Here is a 19,360-nt window from a genome sequence, read left to right on the forward strand (position 1 = left end):
ACGATCTTCCACCCCAGCCCCTACCGCGATCTCGTCGACGTCGAGACAGCGACCGCCGGCTGGGTCGACTGGTACAACAACCGACGGCTCCACAGCACGCTGGGCATGATGAGCCCCGTGGAGTTCGAACAAGCCCACGACGCGACTCTCAACCGAGAGCCGCGACCCGCATAGGAGCGGCACAGAACCTGGGGCGGTTCATTCGGCCAGCGCGCGTAGGGCTGAGTGCAGACTGTTGACGGTGCGTTGATCGACTGTTCGGCCGCTGCCGGGGACGGGCTTGAACGGCACGGTGAGCCGGTCGGCTTCGCCCTGGTATCCGAGGTCGGCCAGGACGGCGTGGGTGTCGTCGGTGAACGCGACCAGGGTGTCGAGCAGGCCGGGGTGGGTACGGGCACAGCGGGTGTCGTGCTCGCGGCCCGGTCGTACCGGGGAGGTCCACAACGGCCATCCGTCGGGTGCGGTGACGATCTGGATGTTGCCGCCGTGGCGGTGGTGCTTGCCCGACCACCACAGGTCCACCCCGGCGGTGGGCCCGATCGCTCGGCACCGATCAGTGGTGATCAACGTTCCGTCGAGACTCACGTGGGTGTGGCCGGCTGCGCGGGCGGCCAGCAGGGCTCCATGGAGCCCGGGCGCGGCCGAGGCCAGGACGTCGATGCCCTCGTGCAGGTAGCGGTAGGCGGTTGCGGTGCTGATCGTGTTGTCGGCCGCCAGGCGCGCCACACGGCTCGCATCGAGGAACCACCGCAGGACCAGGACCGCCTGGGCGACGGGGGCCAGAGCACGGCGACCGGTTCGGGTGCCACGGCGGGCACGTTCACCGGCCAGAAGCCGAGCCAGGGAGCCCACGGTGGGCTCCCCGATCGGGAGCACACCGGTGTAGCTGACAGGATCGTGCATGCAGGACCTCGGTGGTGGAGTCGATCTTTGGTCGGACCGACCTGATCTACCGGGGTCCTGCCTGTTCTCCTGCGACCTCGCCGTCTTCGGCGTGTCGACCGATCTGTCACCGCGCTACTGAGAACACCTCAATGGGTGGACGTTGGCTGAGGTCGCCGGTGACGCGACACCGGATGGGATGCAGCGGCTGCTCAACTCCGCGACCTGGGACGCCGACGGGGTGCGCGACGATGTGCGGGACTATGTCGTGAGCCTTTTCCGTCGTGATTTCGCTGGTCAGCGGCTTTTTGAGGGGTCGGGGGCGTAGTGGGGTGAGGCTCCCGGGAGGGCAGCAGTCGTCCAAGATCGACCATCCTGACCGGGAGCCTCGTCGTGTTGTCCTACCCTGCTGCGATCGCGTTGTCGACTCATACTCTTGCCCAGCTCAGCGCGATGATCCGTCGGGAACGGCGTGGGCGGGCAGGACGCTGGTGGCGGCTCACCGCAGGTCAGCAGGCCCTGCTCGGCCTCGCGCATCTACGCAACGGTGACCACCTACGCCCGTCTCGCGGCCGGGGTCAAGATCGCGACCAGTACCGCTTGGCGCTACGTTCACGACACCCTGACTCTGCTCGCTGCGCTGGCCGAAGACATCGGCCAGGTCGGACATCGAATCGGGGCTCTGGCCTGGGTGCTGCTGGACGGGACCCTGGTCCCGATCGACCGCGTCGCCGGTCAGCGCCGCTTCTATTCCGGACGCCACCGCCGCCATGGAGTGAACGTCCAGGTCCTCGCTGATCCGTTCGGTCGCCTGTTGTGGGCCTCACCGCCGTTACCGGGTTCCACCCACGATGTGACCGCCGCCCGCCGAACCGGTGTGATCGACACCCTGGACAGCCGAAACATCGAGACCTGGGCGGACAAGGCCTACCAAGGCGCCGGCGGGACGATCCGGACCCCCTACAAGCGTCACCGGACACGACATCGTCTGTCGACCGGGCAGAAAGCGGTGAACCACGCTCACGCCCGTATCCGCTGCCGAGTCGAACAAGCCGTCGCTGAACTCAAGGGCTGGCACGTGTTGGACCGGCTCCGCTGCTGCCCCCGCTACGCCGGGACCATCATCGCCGCGATCACCGTCCTCAACCGGATCGAGACCCACCACTGACCTGCGGAATCACGATGGAAAAGGCTCTGTGTAGGGGAATTGGTGCGATCGGCGATCGCCGCTGGCGCGGCCGTCGCCGTGGGTGGTGACCTGGAGGTCGTCGGCGCCGATGATCCTGCTGGCGAGGTGTTCGATCTCGGTGGTGGTGAACTGGTCGGGCAGCGCGGCCGGGAGCAGGCGGAAACCGTCGCGGATGGTGTTGAGCGCGGTCGCGAGCCCGGCGACGGTGTCGCGGGCGACGACGTCGATCTGCACGGTGAGGAGGAGACGCTTGTGGCCCCAGCGGGCCGGGTTTCCGATCACCTCGGCGACCGCGCGGGACAGAACGCCGCGGCGCAGCAGCCCGGTGAAGTGCCCGGCGAGCACCTCCGCAGCCTGGTGGAGGTCTTTACCAGGCAGATCGAAATCTTGGCGGGCGATGACCAGCGCCTCACGAGCCCGGCCCGGCGGCCGGGTGGGTGGCGGTGAAGTGAGCACGGCGATCATTCTATTCACCGGCCGTTGTTCACTCACTCTGGGTGATCGAGGTGCCCGGTTTCGGTGATCGGGATGTTCCCGGCGGCGATGGTCCGGAGCACCCATCACACAGGCCCCGACCCACCCGTACAAGGCCCCGACAGGGCGGCCCTGACGGACGGCCGCGGCAGGGTGGGAGCGGCACCGTCTGGCTGGTGAGGTGTGGACACCGCGGTGCTGCCGCGTCGCTTCCGGTCCTGGCCCGCCCGGGGGCGGGCTGCGGTCCGGGTCGACGTGCCCACGACCCAGATCCAGACCAGGACTCGGCGTGCCCTGGCCCTCTGCTGAACCGCACGGGTTCGTTGCACAGGCCTCACTCTGTGGTGGTCATGAACTGGTCGCGGCGTAGTGGGGACGCTGTCTGCTGGCGGCCTCTACTTCGGCACGATGTGCAGGGTGAAGGTGCCGTCGGGCTGTTCGTCGCAGATCCCGATGTCGGGCGTGGTGCGTTCGGCCTCGGCGCAGGCGTGGATGGTCGGGTAGTTCCCGATTTTCTCGATGCTGAGAGAGTCGACGGCGGCGATCCCGGTCTGGATGAGCGCGACGACAGCAGCGCTCGTTCCGACGACGCGCAGAGCGTGCCCGATTTTCATGCAATCGTTCCCGTTCCCGGCCCGCGGTGGCGAAGGCCGGTGACGTCGAGTTCCAGGAGGTCAGCGCTGCCCTGGGCTCTGGTGGTGTTGGTCAGGTCCAGGTGACGGTGATGATCAGCATGGCGGTCACGAGAGCGAGCCCGACGGCGACGACGGCGAGCCAGATCCCGGCGTTGGCTGGTACGGGCGTCGCTCCGGGCGCGGTGGGTGCGTGGGTGGCGGCGGTGGTGTCGTGGGGGCCGCGGTCACGGCGGGTCCCGTTCTTGCGGCGGCGCCGGTCAGCGCTGCGACCGGTGCCGCGTTCGACGCGTCGGGGTGGGGTGGCCAGGGCGTCGTCGAGCGCGGCCCGGTTGAGCACGATGGTCGCGACCTCATCATCGCTCCCGCTGCTCATGCGAGCGGGCCGGTAGCTGCTTGCGCTGTCGCTGCCGGTATTGCCGTGTCGCGGCAGTGGTGCTGGTGGGCGCGGGTCGCTGCGATGGTGCGGGGCCGTGTTGCGGCGGGTGTCCACCGGCTCACTGTGCGCGATATGTGCGTTGTTGACCAGATTGTCGGAGTGAAGTCACCTCGATGGATCGGCAGAGTCACGACGCCGTGGACTCCCCGGGCCGCGGGCGTGCCCTGCTGTTGCGGTGGTCGGGGTTGATGCGCCCGGTCGGGGTGATCGGGACGTTCCCGGAGGTGACAGTGTCGACATCGCTGCCCGCCGTGATCGGCAGGCCTACGGCCCGCGCGGCTCCTGTTTCTGGAGTAGATCCAGACTAGAATCGCGGGGACCGCCGATCGGCTTTGACAGGCCGCGCTGTCGCTGCTGACAGTTGTGGCCCCCGTAGCCCAATGGCAGAGGCAGACCCCTTAGAGGTCGCGCGGATTGGTCACAGCTTGGCCGCGGTCGAGTGTCTGGGGGCGAGGGCGGGTACGGGCCTGCCGATCATGAAGTTATCTACGCTTCGTGATCGTCTGGAGGCCGCGTGCCCACCCTGCCATCATGGCTGACCGAGCCGTTGTGGGACCAGTTCACCGCGCTGCTGCCTCATCGAGACGAGTTCGATCCCACCCATCCGCTGGGCTGCCATCGCCGCCGGATCGCGGATCGGATCGTGTTCGACAAGCTCCTGCAGGTACTGCGGTTCGGCTGCTCGTATGAGGGCATCGCTGACAGCACCTGCTCGGCGACCACCATCCGCGATCGTCGTGACGAGTGGATCAGGCTCGGGGTCTTCGCCCAGCTGCGTCGGATCGTCCTGGACGCCTACGACCGCATCGTCGGTCTGCTGCTGCACGACATCGCCGTCGATGGCGCCATCACCAAGGCCCCCGGCGGCGGCGAGGTCGCCGGTCCGTCGCCGGTGGACCGGCGCAAACAGGGTATGAAACGTTCGGTGCTCGTCGAGGGATACGGCATCCCGCTGGGCCGAGTCCTGGCCGGAGCCAACCGGCACGACTCCCCGCTACTGGGCCCCACCCTCGACCGCCTCGATGCTCTCGGCCCGCTGCCCGACGACATCACCGTGCACCTCGACGCCGGCTATGACTCCGGCAAGACCCGCGACACGCTGGCCGAACGAGGCCTGCACGGCGAGATCGCGCACAAGGGTGAGAAAGCGCCGATCCAGGCCACCCGCCGCTGGCACGTCGAGCGGACCAACGCTTGGCACAACAGCTTCAACCGGCTGCAGCGCTGCTACGAACGACGAGAAATCGTCGTCGACGCGTTCTTCGACCTCGCCGACACGATCGTCACACTCCGTAGCTTGATTCGGCAGGCCTGGACCACACACCGCTGGAACGCCCGACCTGCACGACGTCCATGATCACCAACCAATCCGCGCGACCTCTAAGACGTCGTTTCAGAAGTGGTGGGCCCGGTTCTGCCGGTGACGGCGGGGCTGGCAGCATCGGCTGATGGTCGCGCCTCGTGTGTCTGAGAAGACGAAGATTTTCGAGTTGGAGATCGTCCTGACCGAGGTGGTGCCGGCGGTCCGGCGTCGGGTGCAGGTGCCGGGCGAGGTCGACTTGGCGGTGTTGCACGAGGTGGTGCAGTCAGTGATGGGCTGGACGAACTCTCATCTGCACGAGTTCGAGATCGTCGGGCGCCGCTACGGGATCCCAGACCCGGACTGGCCCGGACAGGATGTCGCCGACGAGACGAAAGAGAAGCTGTTTCGGCTGGTCAAGGCTGGTGACCGGTTCGGTTACGTCTACGACTTCGGTGACAACTGGGCCCACGAGATCACCGTCGAGGCGGTCGCGGCCGTCGAGCCGGGAGTGTGCTATCCGCGATGCGTCGCCGGGCAGGGGGCGTGCCCGCCCGAGGACGTCGGCGGGATCGGGGGGTATGAGGACTTCCAGGCCGTGCTCGCCGACCCTGACCATCCCGACCGCGCCGAGCGCCTGGAGTGGGCGGGCGGGCCGTTCGACCCGCACCGCTTCGACCCTGACGAGGCCGACCGGGCCTTGGAGTGGCTGGCCTGGCGGCCGCTGGCCCCGACCTCGTAGGCGAGTGCCTCAGCGAGGGCTGGGTCGACCATCACTTCGGCTTCGGCTTGGTGAGGCGGCGGTGGCAGATCAGGGCGCAGGCCAGCGATAACAGCGCGGTGATCGTGGATTCGGCGCGGTCGTAGCGCAGCGCGAGGCGGCGGAAGTCCAGCAGCCAGGACATGGTGCGCTCGACGACCCAGCGGACCCGCCCGAGCCGGGTGGAGTCCTCGATCCCGCGCCGGGCGATCCGCACCCCGATCCCACGCCCACTCAGGTAGCGGCGGCAGCGGGGATAGTCGTAGCCCTTGTCGGCGTGCACCTTGTCCGGCCGACGTCGCGGACGCCCCGGCTGTCCCGCCCGTTCGCGGACGCCGGGGTTGGTGTCCAGCAGCGGGGCGAGCATCCGACTGTCGTGGGCGTTCGCCCCGGTGACCAGCGCATGCAGCGGGAGCCCGCCTCGGTCGCAGAGCACGTGGTACTTGCTGCCCGCCTTCCCGCGATCGGTCGGCGAGGGCCCGGTGGCCTCGCCGCGGCGCTTGGCCCGCACGCTCACGCTGTCCACCGCCGCCCGCGACCAGTCCAGCAGGCCCTGCTGGGCGAGGCGGTCGAGCATCACCCGGTGCAGCTGGGCCCAGACCCCGGCCTGCTGCCACTGCCGTAGCCGCCGCCAGCAGGTCACTCCGGACCCACAGCCGAGCTCGGCGGGCAGCGCGTTCCAGCTGATCCCGGTCTTGAGCACGAACACGATCCCGGCCAGAGCGGCCCGATCCGGCACCCGCGGACGGCCTGTCCGTCCCCGCTTGTGCTTGCGCGGCTTGGGCAGCAGCGGCTCCACCAGCGCCCACAGCTCGTCGCTCACCAATCGCTCGACACAAGATCGCCGCGCCACGACCGGACATGATCAGCTACCAGCGCCGATCCACACAGGACCGACACGCCGACTTCTGAAACGACCTCTTAAACGGGTCGCCGGTGGTAACCATTCAGGTCGGTGCTGCGTGGGGCGGTGGCCAGGGGGTTTCCGGTGATGGCGTCGCGGAGTGCGGTGAGGATGTCGTCGCCGTGTTTGGTGACGGTGGAGATGTAGCCGCGGATCCGTAGCCACGCCTTCGCGGTGGTCTCCGAGCGGTGGCAGCCGCTGATCTTGAGCTGGGTCTTGGTCGGTCGGACGTCGCGTTCGGCCTGGTTGTTGGTGAACGGCACGGCGAGGTCGCGCGCGAACAGCAGCACCTGGTCGTCACGGTCGCGCAGGCGTTCGAGCAGGTTACGGGTCTTGGATTGTCGGCGCCCGGGCACGCGGCGGTGCTCGGCGAGCCCGACCAGCAGCGCGTGGCGCCACGAGTCGAGCAGGGGGTCGACGATCTCGGCTGGGATCGCCGACAGGTGCTGCTCGCGGGCCTGGTGGGCGGCGGTGTTGAGCCCGTGCAGGGCGCGTAGTGCCTGCTCTGGCCAGTCCTGGTCGGGGTGCGTCTCGCCGGCGGCGACCAGCTCGCGGGCCAGGTGCGCCCCGCACAGGGCGTGCCGGGCCTGCGGGTAGGCGTCATAGACCGACAGCGCGTCGTGCACGACGGTTCCGCTGAACGCGGGCAGCACATCGAACTCGGCCACAGCGGCGCGTCCGCGGGAGGGGTGCAGGTGATAGGCGGTCAACTTCTCGGTGCCCGCGACGTGCAGCCACCACCGGGCCCCGTTGATGTTGCTGCTGGTCTCGTCGACGTGGATCACGTGCGCGAGCACGATCAGAGATTTGATCAGCTTCTCGACGTCGACCAGCAGCTCGGCCACGGTGGTCAGCACCGAGCTGATCCAGCCGGTCGACGGGCGCGCCCCGGTCACGTCGGCGATCAACTGAGCGGTGCGGGCGACCGGGACGTGCTGGAACACCAGCAGGTACACCGCCAGCGCACGCAGGTTCGGCCCGTAGACCGCCGCCGCGCCCACCCCGGCCGGAGCGGCCGCGGTCGTCGTCGCGCCACAGCCGCACCGCTTCTGGTGCAGCCGGTGCTCGACCACGACCGGGCGGATGGTCGGGATGTCGTGGACCTGGCGACGCACCATCCCGGCCACGTTCGCACCGGATAGTTCGGTGCCGCAGCCGATGCAGGCATCCGGGACGTGATCGACGACCTCGTCCGGGGCCACTGGTCTGGAACAACGCCGATCCGCCCGCACCGGGCTGTTTGCCGGGCTTGCGGCCGCTGCGCCGCCTGGCCATCCTCGACGGCGAGGCCGTGGGCGCGTCCGCCGAGGGAGGCTGCGAGGAGTTGCCCGAGTTGCGACCCAGTCGGCGCTTGAGCTCGGCGACCTCGCCCCGCAACTCCTCGATCGTGCGGGCCTGCGCCTCGATCAGCGCGAGGAGCTCCTCGCGCGACGGCTGCTGCGACCCGGACACCGCACATGATCAGCACACCGCCGACCTCGGGTCACGCACCGACACACCGGTAGATCATCGAGCCAGGACCTGAATGGTTACCGCCGGTGTCGGTTCGACTCTGACCGGGGGCACCGTCGGGGTGCTGAGTAAATGTCATTCCGGCCGGTCACCTCGCCGGACCATCGTATTCCGGCGAACGGTTTCAGGGGTGCGGTGCCGTCGCACCGGCCGACTTCTTTCTGTAGTGTTTACTCTTGTTCGGGTTGCTCCGATTTGCGGTGGCTTCCATGGTGCGGTTCTGGATGTGAGGTCAGGGATATGGCTCAGGTGACTCGGGTGGAGTTGGTGGATGACCTGGAGGGGGCCGGCGGATGAGACGGTGCGGTTCGGGGTGGACGGGAAGTCGTATGTGATTGATTTGAAGTCGGAGAACGTGGAGTTGTTCCGGTCGGCGGTGGCGGATTTCGTGGCGGCGGCGCGGCGGGACACGGCGACCGGCGTGAAGAGTGCGCGTCGCAGCGGGTCGGGGCTGGGTCGGGCGGAGAATCGGGCGATCCGGGAGTGGGCTCGCAACAACGACTATCCGATTTCTGAGCGGGGCAGGATCCCGGCGCACGTGGTCACCGCCTACCACCAGAGCAACTGAGCATGGAGCCTTTTCCATCGTGATTCCGCAGGTCAGTGGTGGGTCTCGATCCGGTTGAGGACGGTGATCGCGGCGATGATGGTCCCGGCGTAGCGGGGGCAGCAGCGGAGCCGGTCCAACACGTGCCAGCCCTTGAGTTCAGCGACGGCTTGTTCGACTCGGCAGCGGATACGGGCGTGAGCGTGGTTCACCGCTTTCTGCCCGGTCGACAGACGATGTCGTGTCCGGTGACGCTTGTAGGGGGTCCGGATCGTCCCGCCGGCGCCTTGGTAGGCCTTGTCCGCCCAGGTCTCGATGTTTCGGCTGTCCAGGGTGTCGATCACACCGGTTCGGCGGGCGGCGGTCACATCGTGGGTGGAACCCGGTAACGGCGGTGAGGCCCACAACAGGCGACCGAACGGATCAGCGAGGACCTGGACGTTCACTCCATGGCGGCGGTGGCGTCCGGAATAGAAGCGGCGCTGACCGGCGACGCGGTCGATCGGGACCAGGGTCCCGTCCAGCAGCACCCAGGCCAGAGCCCCGATTCGATGTCCGACCTGGCCGATGTCTTCGGCCAGCGCAGCGAGCAGAGTCAGGGTGTCGTGAACGTAGCGCCAAGCGGTACTGGTCGCGATCTTGACCCCGGCCGCGAGACGGGCGTAGGTGGTCACCGTTGCGTAGATGCGCGAGGCCGAGCAGGGCCTGCTGACCTGCGGTGAGCCGCCACCAGCGTCCTGCCCGCCCACGCCGTTCCCGACGGATCATCGCGCTGAGCTGGGCAAGAGTATGAGTCGACAACGCGATCGCAGCAGGGTAGGACAACACGACGAGGCTCCCGGTCAGGATGGTCGATCTTGGACGACTGCTGCCCTCCCGGGAGCCTCACCCCACTACGCCCCCGACCCCTCAAAAAGCCGCTGACCAGCGAAATCACGACGGAAAAGGCTCCTTGTCGAGGTTCCTCAGGATGTTCACGCGGCCCTTGGCGGTCAAGGTGCCGGTCCAGTCCGGGCGCCACAGCTTCCCAGGGGGCGCCATCTCCTCTCGGCGGTGGGAGGCGAGCATCCCGCCGACCGACGCGTAGGTCTCCTTCATCGCCGCGAGCGCAATGGCAGCGCCGAGCTCGTGGGCGGCCTCCTTGATCCGCAGCTCGGCGAGGCCATGGCGGATCCGCTCGGAGAACATAGCCAGCGGGCGGCCGCTGTCGAGCCAGATGTAGGACTCGACGACGTCGAACTGGACGCCAACAGAATCGGCGTAGATCAGGGTGGGCAGGCGAACTGGTCGGTGTCCGATTGGCCGCACCCGCACGCTGCGCACCCGGGGCCTGACCAGCTCGTCTCGGCCGCCGATTCAGCCGGCCCCACCAGTACCCCCGGCCCCGAATCGACGCTGCCTCATCCTGGTTTGACCTGTGGCGCGCGCGGCGAACGCTCCGTACCTAACCGTCGCGGCTGAGGCTGATTGCGTGGCGGAAAGATCCGGGCTAAGATCCGGGCGCCGGTCATCATCAATCGATCGAGGCAACAGATGGACGCAAAAAGCCGACGTTCTAGAAGTCTTTATAGGCCAATAGTTGCGCTTTTCGCAGCGCTTCTTACAAGCCTTCTGACCATCAGTGCACAGCCAGCATTCGCGACTTCGGTAGTGTCGAGCAGTAGTTCCGCTGCAACCGGACTCCTCCAGGCACAAGCTGGCTACCGCCCCCTCAACGCGGCAAACGCTCGATATAATCTGTCCGTGCGGACAGGCAAGAATCCGCCGAACTGTCAAGCTCATCACATGATCCCGCAGAAGTTCGTTCGGCAGGCTGGTGTGGCTGGCGTGAATATCCACGACCCGATTCACCTAGTCTGGTGGACCTCTACTCCGGGTATCGCGAATAACCACCAGAGCATGGCGGGACGATACAACCAGGAATGGGACCGATTCTTCGCTGCGAATCGCGCTCCGACAGCTACCCGGATCATCGCAGAGAAGAATCGTCTCAACGGAATCTATCGGAGCCACTACCGCTGCTAGGGCTGCAATGTTAGATTGGATGCGAATCCAAGCGAAGTCCGGGTCTCAGGATATCTGGCTCGACGTCCAGGCCGACAACAAACCTGAGATTATGAGCGACCCATGGCTTATGCCGGATGGTAAGACGAAGGTTGATCCGTTCGTCGAAGAGTGCCGACTGGATGAGATCCCGTTCGCAGTCTGGTTCGCTCCATACACTCATGGCAAGCAGCTAGGTGATATGTTGTGGACTGGAGGCTCTGGGCTCAAGATTGCATCGCGGCGGATGATCGAGGCGTTACAGGATGCAAACATCACAGGGTATCGAATCTTTGATGTCGACGTACGGGATCACGCTGGAAATCCGATCGAAGGATACGTCGGGTTCGCAACTGACCCGGGTCCAACGACTGACATCCAGAATATCTTTGACCAGGATGGTCAGAACTTCGCGTTCATTACCAATAAGCGCGTGGTTGAAGCACTACGAAATCATGGAGCGGACAAACTCGACATCCAGCCGTATAATCCAAGCGAGTTTGACTGACGCCACCACAGGACGGCCCTTAGAGCGTCCGACATAGACGGACTGGATTCCCTGCAAGATCAAGATCGCCCGAGATATCCAGTACCGATACCTACTCTCTCGCCGGCCCTCGACTAGCGCCCTTCCTCTATTGCCGGACGCTCTTAACCGTGCGGTGCGATAGCTCACTCTAGGCTGAGTCAAGAACGCTCCGTCGCTCTACACTCGGGGACAGAATTCAGCGATGGGAGACAGTAAATCATGATCCTGAGATCGACAATTGTTCGGGCCACTTTGCCAGTGCCCGTAGCTCTCAGCCTCGCGATAGGAGGTGGATTCGATATTGCTGCCGCGGCTCCGCAGAAGGATCCAGTACCAGTGGCTGGCGGCACGGCCGTCGCACCCGAGAACCGCAACATCACTATCAATGATGCCAGACTGGACGGAATCCAGCCACGAGGCGGATCCGTTCGCAACGTCGGTGGCGGAACCTGGAGCTACGGCACAGAGGTAGTAAGTGCTGGTAACAAGCGATGCTACTCAAACTACGTTCATCCGAATACCTACCATAGCTCGACAGCCGTAATCGGCAGTAGGACGAATAAGCAGTTCGCTGACCCCGCGGTCTGGAGCAACGCATCTGCGGTCAATTCCTTGGGCCAGACATGCCGAACATACTGGAACATCTACTAGCGGCATGAAGTCGCAGAGGAAAACTGCACTCAAAATCGAACCATCCGGCAACTTCCTTGCGCTGGGGGATCATCCGCACCTCCTGTAATGGTTATGGAGAGGCGAACGATCACCTTGGGCACTATACCACTGGTATGGGATACGTGCGAATCATACTCGGATTGCTGTTCGTTGGAATCACTGCACTTACGGCGACCTCCGCAAGCATCAGCGGCATCCAGCAGCGGAAGGCTGACGATCAGTCAGCTGCAGAGAAGGTCGGTGCGGCTTTCGTCTGGCCCGATGTCGGACCTGCGGCGGATCCGATTCTAGCGTTGCGGGTTCTTACCGAGGCAGCCGAGACTACGCATTCCAATGTAATCCGGACCTCGATTGGACTGACGGAGACTGACCGAACTCAAGTTACCCACTACACTCTGCTTGCAAACCATGGAAGCCGACTCTTCGAGAATTTTTCTTTAAGCTCCGGACGCTGGCCGAACCAACAAGAGCTTCGAGCTGGCACAACGATCGTCACTAACGCGCAGACCCGTGACTCGGCGATGCCCGTGGGTGTGCCTTCAGTTCCCCTCAATGGCTATGACCTGACCTTCGCAGGGATGAGTACGGCCTATAAGATGATCCCTGCCAGCGGACGCTATATAATCGAATCGCCAAATTCCGCCGCGGCCGATCATTTTATACAGATTGTAGCTGATCGCCTAAGGCAAGCTGGCCTCGTCGACCTTTCGAGCGACGACTTACGCACAAATGAGTCGGCAGACTTACAGGCAAGCAATTCTAGTCTTGATCTTGTTACCTGGCTGCTTGTCGCAGTAGCTGTATTTATGACTATCTACCTACTCCTGCGTGACGCGCGTCGGTTAGGTATCTTGCGGCTGAACGGGCACTCGGTCGGTCGCAGTTGGCTCCAGATTGTTGGCCGCCTTCAGATTTCTGTTACGGTGGTCGCTCTTCTCGTCTGCCTGGGCGCGGTAGCGCTTTCGCCGGGCATCGACATCCGACTAACGCAGCAAGTCCTACTAGCCCTCTTCACTTTCACCCTGGCGACGTTTACCGGCACTTTCGTTGCTGCTGCACTAGTGCTGCACGGTGTTCGTATCGGCGATCTAGTTAAGAGGTCATTTCAGAACGAGGTCGACGTGTCTGTTGTAGACGACAAGCGGCTATCTGACCTGCCGTTTGATCTGTCGTCGAGGGGTCAATGGAAACTCGACAAGTCGTTCTGAAACGACCTCTAAGGGCCTGCCCCTGGCAGGAAAAATGACGATCGGAGTTCTACTCTGCGTCGGAACAGTAAGTGCAGTCGTTCTTTCCATGACCCTTGTACAGTTGTGGAATGAGTCGAATCAGCTTAACAAGCAGGAACAGCTCGCATCTTCGTGGTCGGGAAACAGAGATTACGCGATCTTCTATCCCCGACTAGTTGGCCATGACTTTGTCGAGCTCACTAGTGGCGGGAACTCATCGTCCATAGCAGAGGCTCGTGACCTCTATCCAATCTTGGACTCACACGGAGCGCTCTTTGTCGAGTCGTCGAAGTTCGAGAACCCCCAAGAGCTAATGAAGTCACCCTCAGCGCCGCTGCCGCCAGCTCTTCGAGTAAATACGAACTACCTCGCGCGCTACCCGATTTCGGACGAGTCCGGGAAAGCCATCTCGATAAGCCCCAATGAGAAGCGCTGGGTAGTCGCAGTCCCGGCTCAGTACAAGCCGTATGCTTCCGCGATCGAGAAAATGACCCTCGCAAGCCGTAACAGCAATAGTGAGCGTCAAGGCTCTATCCAAGCGGAGTCTAAAATTGTCGGACCAACGCCGATCGGGTACGCCCCGCAGCAGGCCCGGATCATCTGGACCGCTCCTGGGCAGCAAGTCTACAGCTTCAACCAGAACGTGAATCCTGAAGCTGGAAACATGATCACTGACCCGGTGGTTGAGGTTATCACTCCAGCCAACAGCTTGACCATTGATCGGTTCAACTCGATCACTGGATCGATCGGCACCGCCCTCAAAGTCAAGGTAGATGGCAATCCGGCGCTAGGGCGCGTCTCCTAACCCGGCTGGTCGGGCCTGCGCGATGATCAGTAGGTGTCGCGCCGTGCCGTCCTGACCGATGCCCAGTGGGACCGACTCGAGCCGTTACTGCCCTCGTCGGACGGGATGCCAGGGCGCCCGTTCGCCGATCACCGCAGAGTGATCGAGGGGGTCATCTACCGGTTCCGCTGCGGGCTGGCCTGGCGTGATGTCCCGGTCGAGTTCGGGCTGTGGCAGACCCTATGGAAACGCCACCGCCGCTACTGCGGTGACGGCACCTGGGACCAGGTTCTCGCAGCTCTGCTCGCCGATGCCGACTCCGCCGGTCTCGTGGACTGGGCCGTGTCGGTCGACTCGACGATCATCCGCGCTCACCAACACGCCGCGACCCTGCAGCGGGACACAGGGGGCCGGATCGAACTACAAGAATCTGCTGATCGAGCCGCCCGATCACGCCTTGGGCCGCTCCCGCGGAGGGCTCGGCACGAAGATCCACCAGCTCGTTGACGGACACGGCCGCCCGCTGGTCGTACTGGTCGGCCCTGGCCAGGCCGGTGACGCCCCGATGTTCGCGCACCTGATGTCACATCTGAGCGTCGGACGGGTCGGTCCGGGCCGACCGCGGACCCGACCCGAGCGGGTCCGCGCAGATAAGAGGTCGTTTCAGAACGACTTGTCGAGTTTCCATTGACCCCTCGACGACAGATCAAACGGCAGGTCAGATAGCCGCTTGTCGTCTACAACAGACACGTCGACCTCGTTCTGAAATGACCTCTAAGAGCGTCCGGCAGTAGAGGTGGCCGTGTGTCGGTGTTGGTAGAGACACGGACCTGCAAGTGATCATGGGATTGCTGATGTCCTGATGGTCGCCTGGAGAGTCCGTGCCTCTACCTGCAACGACACCCCCACGACCTCATTTGCCGGGCGCTCTAAGGCCTACTCCTCACGCGCCATCCGCGCCCACCTGCGCAGACGACGGATCGTCGCGGTCATCCCGGAGCCGGCTGACCAGCAGGGACACCGGAAACGACGCGGCACACGCGGCGGCCGACCACCGGCGTTCGACCGGGTCGACTACCGCGGCCGCAACGTCGTCGAACGCGGGTTCTGCGAGGTCAAGCAGTGGCGCGGCCTCGCGACCCGCTACGACAAACTCGCCCTGACCTACCGCGGCGGAGTTGCACTGAAGGCCATCGTCACCTGGTTGCGCACTTTAGAGGTCGTTTCAGAACGACTTGTCGAGTTTCCATTGACCCCTCGACGACAGATCAAACGGCAGGTCAGATAGCCGCTTGTCGTCTACAACAGACACGTCGACCTCGTTCTGAAATGACCTCTTAGGAGACACGCCCTAGTGTTGCGGTAACTAGGTTACTTTACTCACGGGCTGGTTTACGGGATCATGAGCTGTGCCGTTGACTGTGACCGTGGACGTTCCGGCCGCCGACCGCGAGGTGTTGGAGTCCTGGCTGCGTTCCTCGTCGGTTTCGGCGGGACTGGCCCGACGGGGCAGGATCGTGTTGCTGGCCGCGGACGGGGTGGCGGTCAAGGACATCGTCACACTGGTCGGGGCGTCGAAGGCGACGGTGATCGGGTGGAAGAAGCGTTACGCCGCTGAGGGGATCGCCGGGCTGGCCGACCGGCCCAAGGCGGGCCGGCCGCCGGTGATCGACGAGGTCGCGGTCGTGCTCGCCACGCTGGAACCGCCGCCTGAGCGGCTCGGAGTCACGCACTGGTCGTCACGGCTGCTCGGTGCCGAGCTCGGGATCTCCCACGTGTGGATCGGCAAGATTTGGCGGCGGTGGGGGCTGCAGCCGTGGAAGTCCGAGACGTTCAAGTTCTCCACCGATCCCGAGCTCGAAGCCAAGGTCCGCGACATCGTCGGGTTGTATCTGAACCCGCCGGACAAGGCCGTCGTGCTCTGCGTCGACGAGAAATCCCAGGTCCAGGCCCTGGACCGGACAGCGCCGATCCTGCCGATCATGCCCGGTATCCCGGAGAAACGGACGCATGACTACGTCCGTCACGGCACCACCACGCTGTTCGCGGCGTTAGAGGTCGCGACCGGGCGGGTCGAGCAGGCGTGCCTGCCGCGGCATCGCCATCAGGAGTTCCTGCGGTTCCTCAAGCAGGTCGCGAAGGCCTACCCGCGGCGCAAGCTGCACCTGGTGGTGGACAACTACGCGACCCACAAGCACCCCGCAGTGAAGGCCTGGCTGGCCCGCAACCCGCGGATCACCCTGCACTTCACCCCGACCTCGGGATCGTGGCTGAACATGGTCGAGGTCTTTTTCGGGGTCATCACCCGCCAGGCCATTCGCCGTGGCAGCTTCGGCAGCGTCAGAGAACTGATCGGCGCGATCGGCCGGTTCATCGACGGCTGGAACGAACGCTGCCACCCGTTCATCTGGACCAAACCCGCAGACGACCTACTCAACCACTGCCGACCCGGTCAAAGAACATCGTTTACGCGACACTAGAGGATCTTCAGCCGATCCTTAGAGATCTTCGATTAGATGACAACTTGCGCTTCCTCGTCACGCCTGATGAAGCCGCGCTAGCAGGGTTGGAAGAGTTGCGTTCGGGTATTGCACGTACATCGGTAGTCGGTGGAGCTACTGCAGTCACGGTGCTTGGGATCACAGCGGCATCGACCACTATTCTCGTTGACCGATACCGCCGAATATATGCCATCAGGCGCCTGCATGGCTTCCCAATTATTGGTGCAAGTCGAGAAATCGCAGTGATGCTATTCTCCAGCTGGGCGGCTCAATCCCTCCTCGCCTTTACTGTAGCCGGTACAACCAGCGCACCTGAGAACATGGACGTGCTCTTCCTGACAACGTCTCTTATTGTTCTCATTGTGATCCTCATTCAGCTCCTCGTTGCAGCAGTAACGGTGCGAGTGCTTGATATTCGGTCGATCGCTGCAAGCGTGAAAGATTAGTGACATGACGCCTGGTGCCGCTGCAGTCCAGCTGCGTGGGATAAGCAAGAAGTACGACACCCGAGCTGTCTTGGATAACTTCGATCTAGAAGTTCATTTCGGTGAGATGGTGGGTCTTACGGGGCCAAGTGGTTCCGGTAAATCAACAGTGTTGAACCTCGCCAGCTTGCTAGAAGTTCCGGACTCTGGCAGCGTCCTCATTTCGGGAGTATCTGCACCGAGTCCGCGCGGGAGGGCCGCCGCCCTTTTACGCCGAAAGAAGCTGGGCTACCTATTTCAGAACTTTGCTTTGATAGATGGGGCGACGGTCGAGTACAACTTGAGGCTTGCCTCAGCCTATGTTCGTGGAGGCACTGCGAAGGTAGATCTGATAGAGCAGGCCCTGGAAAGAGTAGGCTTGTCCGGAACAAGGAAGCGTCAAGTTTATACTCTATCTGGTGGCGAGCAACAGCGAGTTGCAGTTGCACGGTTATTGGTTAAACCGTACGAAGTCGTGATCGCTGACGAACCGACCGGATCATTGGATCTCGAGAATACCACCGCCGTGCTCGATCTCCTCGACAGTTTGGCCGAATTAGGCAAATCGGTTTTGTTGGCGACTCACGATCCGCTAGTTGCGTCTAGGTGCTCCCGAACGATTCAGCTGTAATGACTGAGTCTTTCTCCAGCTGACTAGCCCCGCTCCTTCAGAGACGACCAGAACAAACAGGTTGGGAAAAGCCCATAGTGATCGCTCAGCGCATTATTGACTCACCCCTCCTGTCGACAGCGAGCCGTTTCCATCGTGATTCCGCAGGTCAGTGGTGGGTCTCGATCCGGTTGAGGACGGTGATCGCGGCGATGATGGTCCCGGCGTAGCGGGGGCAGCAGCGGAGCCGGTCCAACACGTGCCAGCCCTTGAGTTCAGCGACGGCTTGTTCGACTCGGCAGCGGATACGGGCGTGAGCGTGGTTCACCGCTTTCTGCCCGGTCGACAGACGATGTCGTGTCCGGTGACGCTTGTAGGGGGTCCGGATCGTCCCGCCGGCGCCTTGGTAGGCCTTGTCCGCCCAGGTCTCGATGTTTCGGCTGTCCAGGGTGTCGATCACACCGGTTCGGCGGGCGGCGGTCACATCGTGGGTGGAACCCGGTAACGGCGGTGAGGCCCACAACAGGCGACCGAACGGATCAGCGAGGACCTGGACGTTCACTCCATGGCGGCGGTGGCGTCCGGAATAGAAGCGGCGCTGACCGGCGACGCGGTCGATCGGGACCAGGGTCCCGTCCAGCAGCACCCAGGCCAGAGCCCCGATTCGATGTCCGACCTGGCCGATGTCTTCGGCCAGCGCAGCGAGCAGAGTCAGGGTGTCGTGAACGTAGCGCCAAGCGGTACTGGTCGCGATCTTGACCCCGGCCGCGAGACGGGCGTAGGTGGTCACCGTTGCGTAGATGCGCGAGGCCGAGCAGGGCCTGCTGACCTGCGGTGAGCCGCCACCAGCGTCCTGCCCGCCCACGCCGTTCCCGACGGATCATCGCGCTGAGCTGGGCAAGAGTATGAGTCGACAACGCGATCGCAGCAGGGTAGGACAACACGACGAGGCTCCCGGTCAGGATGGTCGATCTTGGACGACTGCTGCCCTCCCGGGAGCCTCACCCCACTACGCCCCCGACCCCTCAAAAAGCCGCTGACCAGCGAAATCACGACGGAAAAGGCTCCAGGTCCCCGTTTTGGGCGGATCAGCCCGGGGGCTGCCACGCCGCTTCCGGTCCTCACCCGCCCAGGGGTGGGCTCCGGTCCGGATCGACTTGCCCACGGCCACTACCGTATCGACACCAACCGAGGACCGAACACCGCATCCACCCAGCCCCGCTCCGGCACATCCCCCCACCACCGCCGACCATCAAGACCCGTCCACCCAATCCCGGGCACACCAACATCAACCGGGACGCTATAAAACATGTTCGTTGCATACGAACCAGCAGAACTACACGACACTCCCCGCTGAGCCGGATCAAGAGGAGTGCCAGTTAACGGGCAGATGTGCAGGTCCGCGAAACGCCCCCCCAACGCGGCCCCGTCAAGCTGATAAGCGAACAGCAACGACAAATCGCAGGAGATCCAGCACTCCTCGATAGCCAGGTTGCTGAGACCTGCTGCAACGCAGAGACGCGCTGCCTCAACGAAGCCGCGGCCTACAGCGGTGGCCCACCCCTCCGCGTCGACATCCGCGAACTCCACATCACCGGGATTAGTCACCTCCCTCCTCCTGATCATGATTCGCCTCTACCGGACCCTCATACATGATCCGTTCCCCATCCGGCCCCATATATACAACCTGCTCCCTCTCCCCGTCAGGATTCACACCCGGAACCGACCGAGCCGGACCACCAAAAACCTGATTGATCCACTCAGGACAACGAGGCCGATCCTTCCCGAACTCACAATACGCAGTCACCACGCCGACCATCCCAGAATTCGGTGCAAGCTTGAAAGGCCTGTAATCAATTACCGCTCGGACCCACACTCTCTCACGAACG

Annotated in this window: 20 protein-coding genes and 6 pseudogenes; 16 read left to right on the forward strand and 10 right to left on the reverse strand. The window is 64.0% G+C overall.

Features of this window, described 5'->3' with window-relative positions:
* Positions 1–174, forward strand: a 174-nt coding sequence (locus KPF47_RS12950; protein ID WP_224389140.1) for an integrase core domain-containing protein, incomplete at its 5' end; no start/stop codon positions are given.
* Between the two features lie 27 nt (positions 175–201).
* Here KPF47_RS12950 and KPF47_RS12955 read toward each other — a convergent pair.
* A pseudogene (locus tag KPF47_RS12955) lies at positions 202–928 on the reverse strand (transposase family protein); the annotation flags it as partial.
* 96 nt (positions 929–1,024) lie between these two features.
* On the opposite strand from KPF47_RS12955, the pseudogene KPF47_RS12960 reads away from it, so the two are divergent.
* A pseudogene (locus KPF47_RS12960) lies at positions 1,025–1,204 on the forward strand (IS701 family transposase); the annotation flags it as partial.
* Between the two features lie 71 nt (positions 1,205–1,275).
* A pseudogene (locus KPF47_RS12965) lies at positions 1,276–2,050 on the forward strand (transposase family protein).
* Between the two features lie 9 nt (positions 2,051–2,059).
* On the opposite strand, the gene KPF47_RS12970 reads toward KPF47_RS12965, so the two are convergent.
* The 3 genes from KPF47_RS12970 to KPF47_RS12980 all read right to left on the reverse strand — a co-directional run bounded on the left by KPF47_RS12970 (position 2,060) and on the right by KPF47_RS12980 (position 3,553).
* Positions 2,060–2,536: a hypothetical protein gene (locus KPF47_RS12970; protein WP_224389113.1), complete on the reverse strand. Its 477-nt coding sequence runs from the start codon at positions 2,534–2,536 to the stop codon at positions 2,060–2,062.
* 404 nt (positions 2,537–2,940) lie between these two features.
* A complete protein-coding gene (locus tag KPF47_RS12975; RefSeq protein WP_224389114.1) occupies positions 2,941–3,159 on the reverse strand; it encodes a hypothetical protein in 219 nt (72 codons plus the stop codon).
* 91 nt (positions 3,160–3,250) lie between these two features.
* Entirely contained in the window at positions 3,251–3,553 is a 303-nt protein-coding gene (locus KPF47_RS12980) for a hypothetical protein (RefSeq protein WP_224389115.1), read from the reverse strand.
* 577 nt (positions 3,554–4,130) lie between these two features.
* On the opposite strand from KPF47_RS12980, the gene KPF47_RS12985 reads away from it, so the two are divergent.
* Complete coding sequence (locus tag KPF47_RS12985) at positions 4,131–4,973, forward strand: IS5 family transposase (RefSeq protein ID WP_224386276.1); 843 nt, start codon at positions 4,131–4,133, stop codon at positions 4,971–4,973.
* Positions 4,974–5,064: 91 nt separating this feature from the next.
* The gene (locus KPF47_RS12990; RefSeq protein WP_224386178.1) at positions 5,065–5,658 is read left to right on the forward strand and encodes a plasmid pRiA4b ORF-3 family protein; all 594 of its coding nucleotides are present in this window, start codon (positions 5,065–5,067) and stop codon (positions 5,656–5,658) included.
* Positions 5,659–5,689: 31 nt separating this feature from the next.
* On the opposite strand, the gene KPF47_RS12995 is transcribed toward KPF47_RS12990, so the two are convergent.
* From KPF47_RS12995 to KPF47_RS13005, 3 genes and pseudogenes are all read right to left on the reverse strand, one after another.
* Positions 5,690–6,529, reverse strand: coding sequence for an IS5 family transposase (locus KPF47_RS12995; protein WP_224387494.1), 840 nt, complete (start codon positions 6,527–6,529; stop codon positions 5,690–5,692).
* A 68-nt stretch (positions 6,530–6,597) separates the two neighbouring features.
* Complete coding sequence (locus tag KPF47_RS13000; protein ID WP_308015389.1) at positions 6,598–7,812, reverse strand: IS66 family transposase; 1,215 nt, start codon at positions 7,810–7,812, stop codon at positions 6,598–6,600.
* 1 nt (position 7,813) lies between these two features.
* Positions 7,814–8,032, reverse strand: a pseudogene (locus KPF47_RS13005) (DUF6444 domain-containing protein); the annotation flags it as partial.
* 373 nt (positions 8,033–8,405) lie between these two features.
* Here KPF47_RS13005 and KPF47_RS13010 point away from each other — a divergent pair.
* On the forward strand, positions 8,406–8,660 hold the full coding sequence (locus tag KPF47_RS13010) for an Lsr2 family protein (protein WP_374108840.1): 255 nt from the start codon (positions 8,406–8,408) through the stop codon (positions 8,658–8,660).
* Positions 8,661–8,692: 32 nt separating this feature from the next.
* Here KPF47_RS13010 and KPF47_RS13015 read toward each other — a convergent pair.
* Both KPF47_RS13015 and KPF47_RS13020 read right to left on the reverse strand, forming a co-directional pair.
* A pseudogene (locus tag KPF47_RS13015) lies at positions 8,693–9,467 on the reverse strand (transposase family protein).
* A 105-nt stretch (positions 9,468–9,572) separates the two neighbouring features.
* Complete coding sequence (locus KPF47_RS13020; RefSeq protein WP_224389117.1) at positions 9,573–9,953, reverse strand: hypothetical protein; 381 nt, start codon at positions 9,951–9,953, stop codon at positions 9,573–9,575.
* Positions 9,954–10,755: 802 nt separating this feature from the next.
* Here KPF47_RS13020 and KPF47_RS13025 point away from each other — a divergent pair.
* The 10 genes from KPF47_RS13025 to KPF47_RS13070 all read left to right on the forward strand — a co-directional run bounded on the left by KPF47_RS13025 (position 10,756) and on the right by KPF47_RS13070 (position 17,492).
* Positions 10,756–11,190 carry a hypothetical protein gene (locus tag KPF47_RS13025; RefSeq protein WP_224389118.1) on the forward strand — a complete coding sequence of 145 codons (435 nt, stop codon included), beginning with the start codon at positions 10,756–10,758 and terminating at the stop codon, positions 11,188–11,190.
* A 240-nt stretch (positions 11,191–11,430) separates the two neighbouring features.
* Positions 11,431–11,862, forward strand: a complete 432-nt coding sequence (locus KPF47_RS40910) for a lactococcin 972 family bacteriocin (protein WP_224389119.1) — start codon at positions 11,431–11,433, stop codon at positions 11,860–11,862.
* Positions 11,863–12,005: 143 nt separating this feature from the next.
* A complete protein-coding gene (locus KPF47_RS13035; RefSeq protein ID WP_224389120.1) occupies positions 12,006–13,091 on the forward strand; it encodes a hypothetical protein in 1,086 nt (361 codons plus the stop codon).
* Between the two features lie 88 nt (positions 13,092–13,179).
* On the forward strand, positions 13,180–13,917 hold the full coding sequence (locus KPF47_RS13040) for a hypothetical protein (RefSeq protein ID WP_224389121.1): 738 nt from the start codon (positions 13,180–13,182) through the stop codon (positions 13,915–13,917).
* 33 nt (positions 13,918–13,950) lie between these two features.
* Positions 13,951–14,403, forward strand: coding sequence for an IS5 family transposase (locus tag KPF47_RS13045; protein ID WP_224389122.1), 453 nt, complete (start codon positions 13,951–13,953; stop codon positions 14,401–14,403).
* Complete coding sequence (locus KPF47_RS13050) at positions 14,354–14,587, forward strand: hypothetical protein (RefSeq protein ID WP_224389123.1); 234 nt, start codon at positions 14,354–14,356, stop codon at positions 14,585–14,587. Before KPF47_RS13045 ends, KPF47_RS13050 begins: the two co-directional genes overlap by 50 nt.
* Before the next feature lie 171 nt (positions 14,588–14,758).
* The gene (locus KPF47_RS40915; protein ID WP_374108841.1) at positions 14,759–15,184 is read left to right on the forward strand and encodes a transposase; all 426 of its coding nucleotides are present in this window, start codon (positions 14,759–14,761) and stop codon (positions 15,182–15,184) included.
* 127 nt (positions 15,185–15,311) lie between these two features.
* Positions 15,312–16,376: an IS630 family transposase gene (locus KPF47_RS13060; protein WP_255659546.1), complete on the forward strand. Its 1,065-nt coding sequence runs from the start codon at positions 15,312–15,314 to the stop codon at positions 16,374–16,376.
* A 44-nt stretch (positions 16,377–16,420) separates the two neighbouring features.
* Positions 16,421–16,843 (forward strand): hypothetical protein, encoded by a 423-nt coding sequence (locus KPF47_RS13065; protein WP_224389124.1) that lies wholly within the window; start codon positions 16,421–16,423, stop codon positions 16,841–16,843.
* Between the two features lie 4 nt (positions 16,844–16,847).
* A complete protein-coding gene (locus tag KPF47_RS13070; RefSeq protein WP_224389125.1) occupies positions 16,848–17,492 on the forward strand; it encodes an ATP-binding cassette domain-containing protein in 645 nt (214 codons plus the stop codon).
* Between the two features lie 148 nt (positions 17,493–17,640).
* Here the strand turns inward: KPF47_RS13070 and KPF47_RS13075 are convergent.
* A pseudogene (locus KPF47_RS13075) lies at positions 17,641–18,415 on the reverse strand (transposase family protein).
* Positions 18,416–19,360 lie beyond the last annotated feature (945 nt).

The organism is Pseudonocardia sp. ICBG1293 (assembly GCF_020131355.1).
Taxonomy (GTDB): Bacteria; Actinomycetota; Actinomycetes; order Mycobacteriales; family Pseudonocardiaceae; genus Pseudonocardia.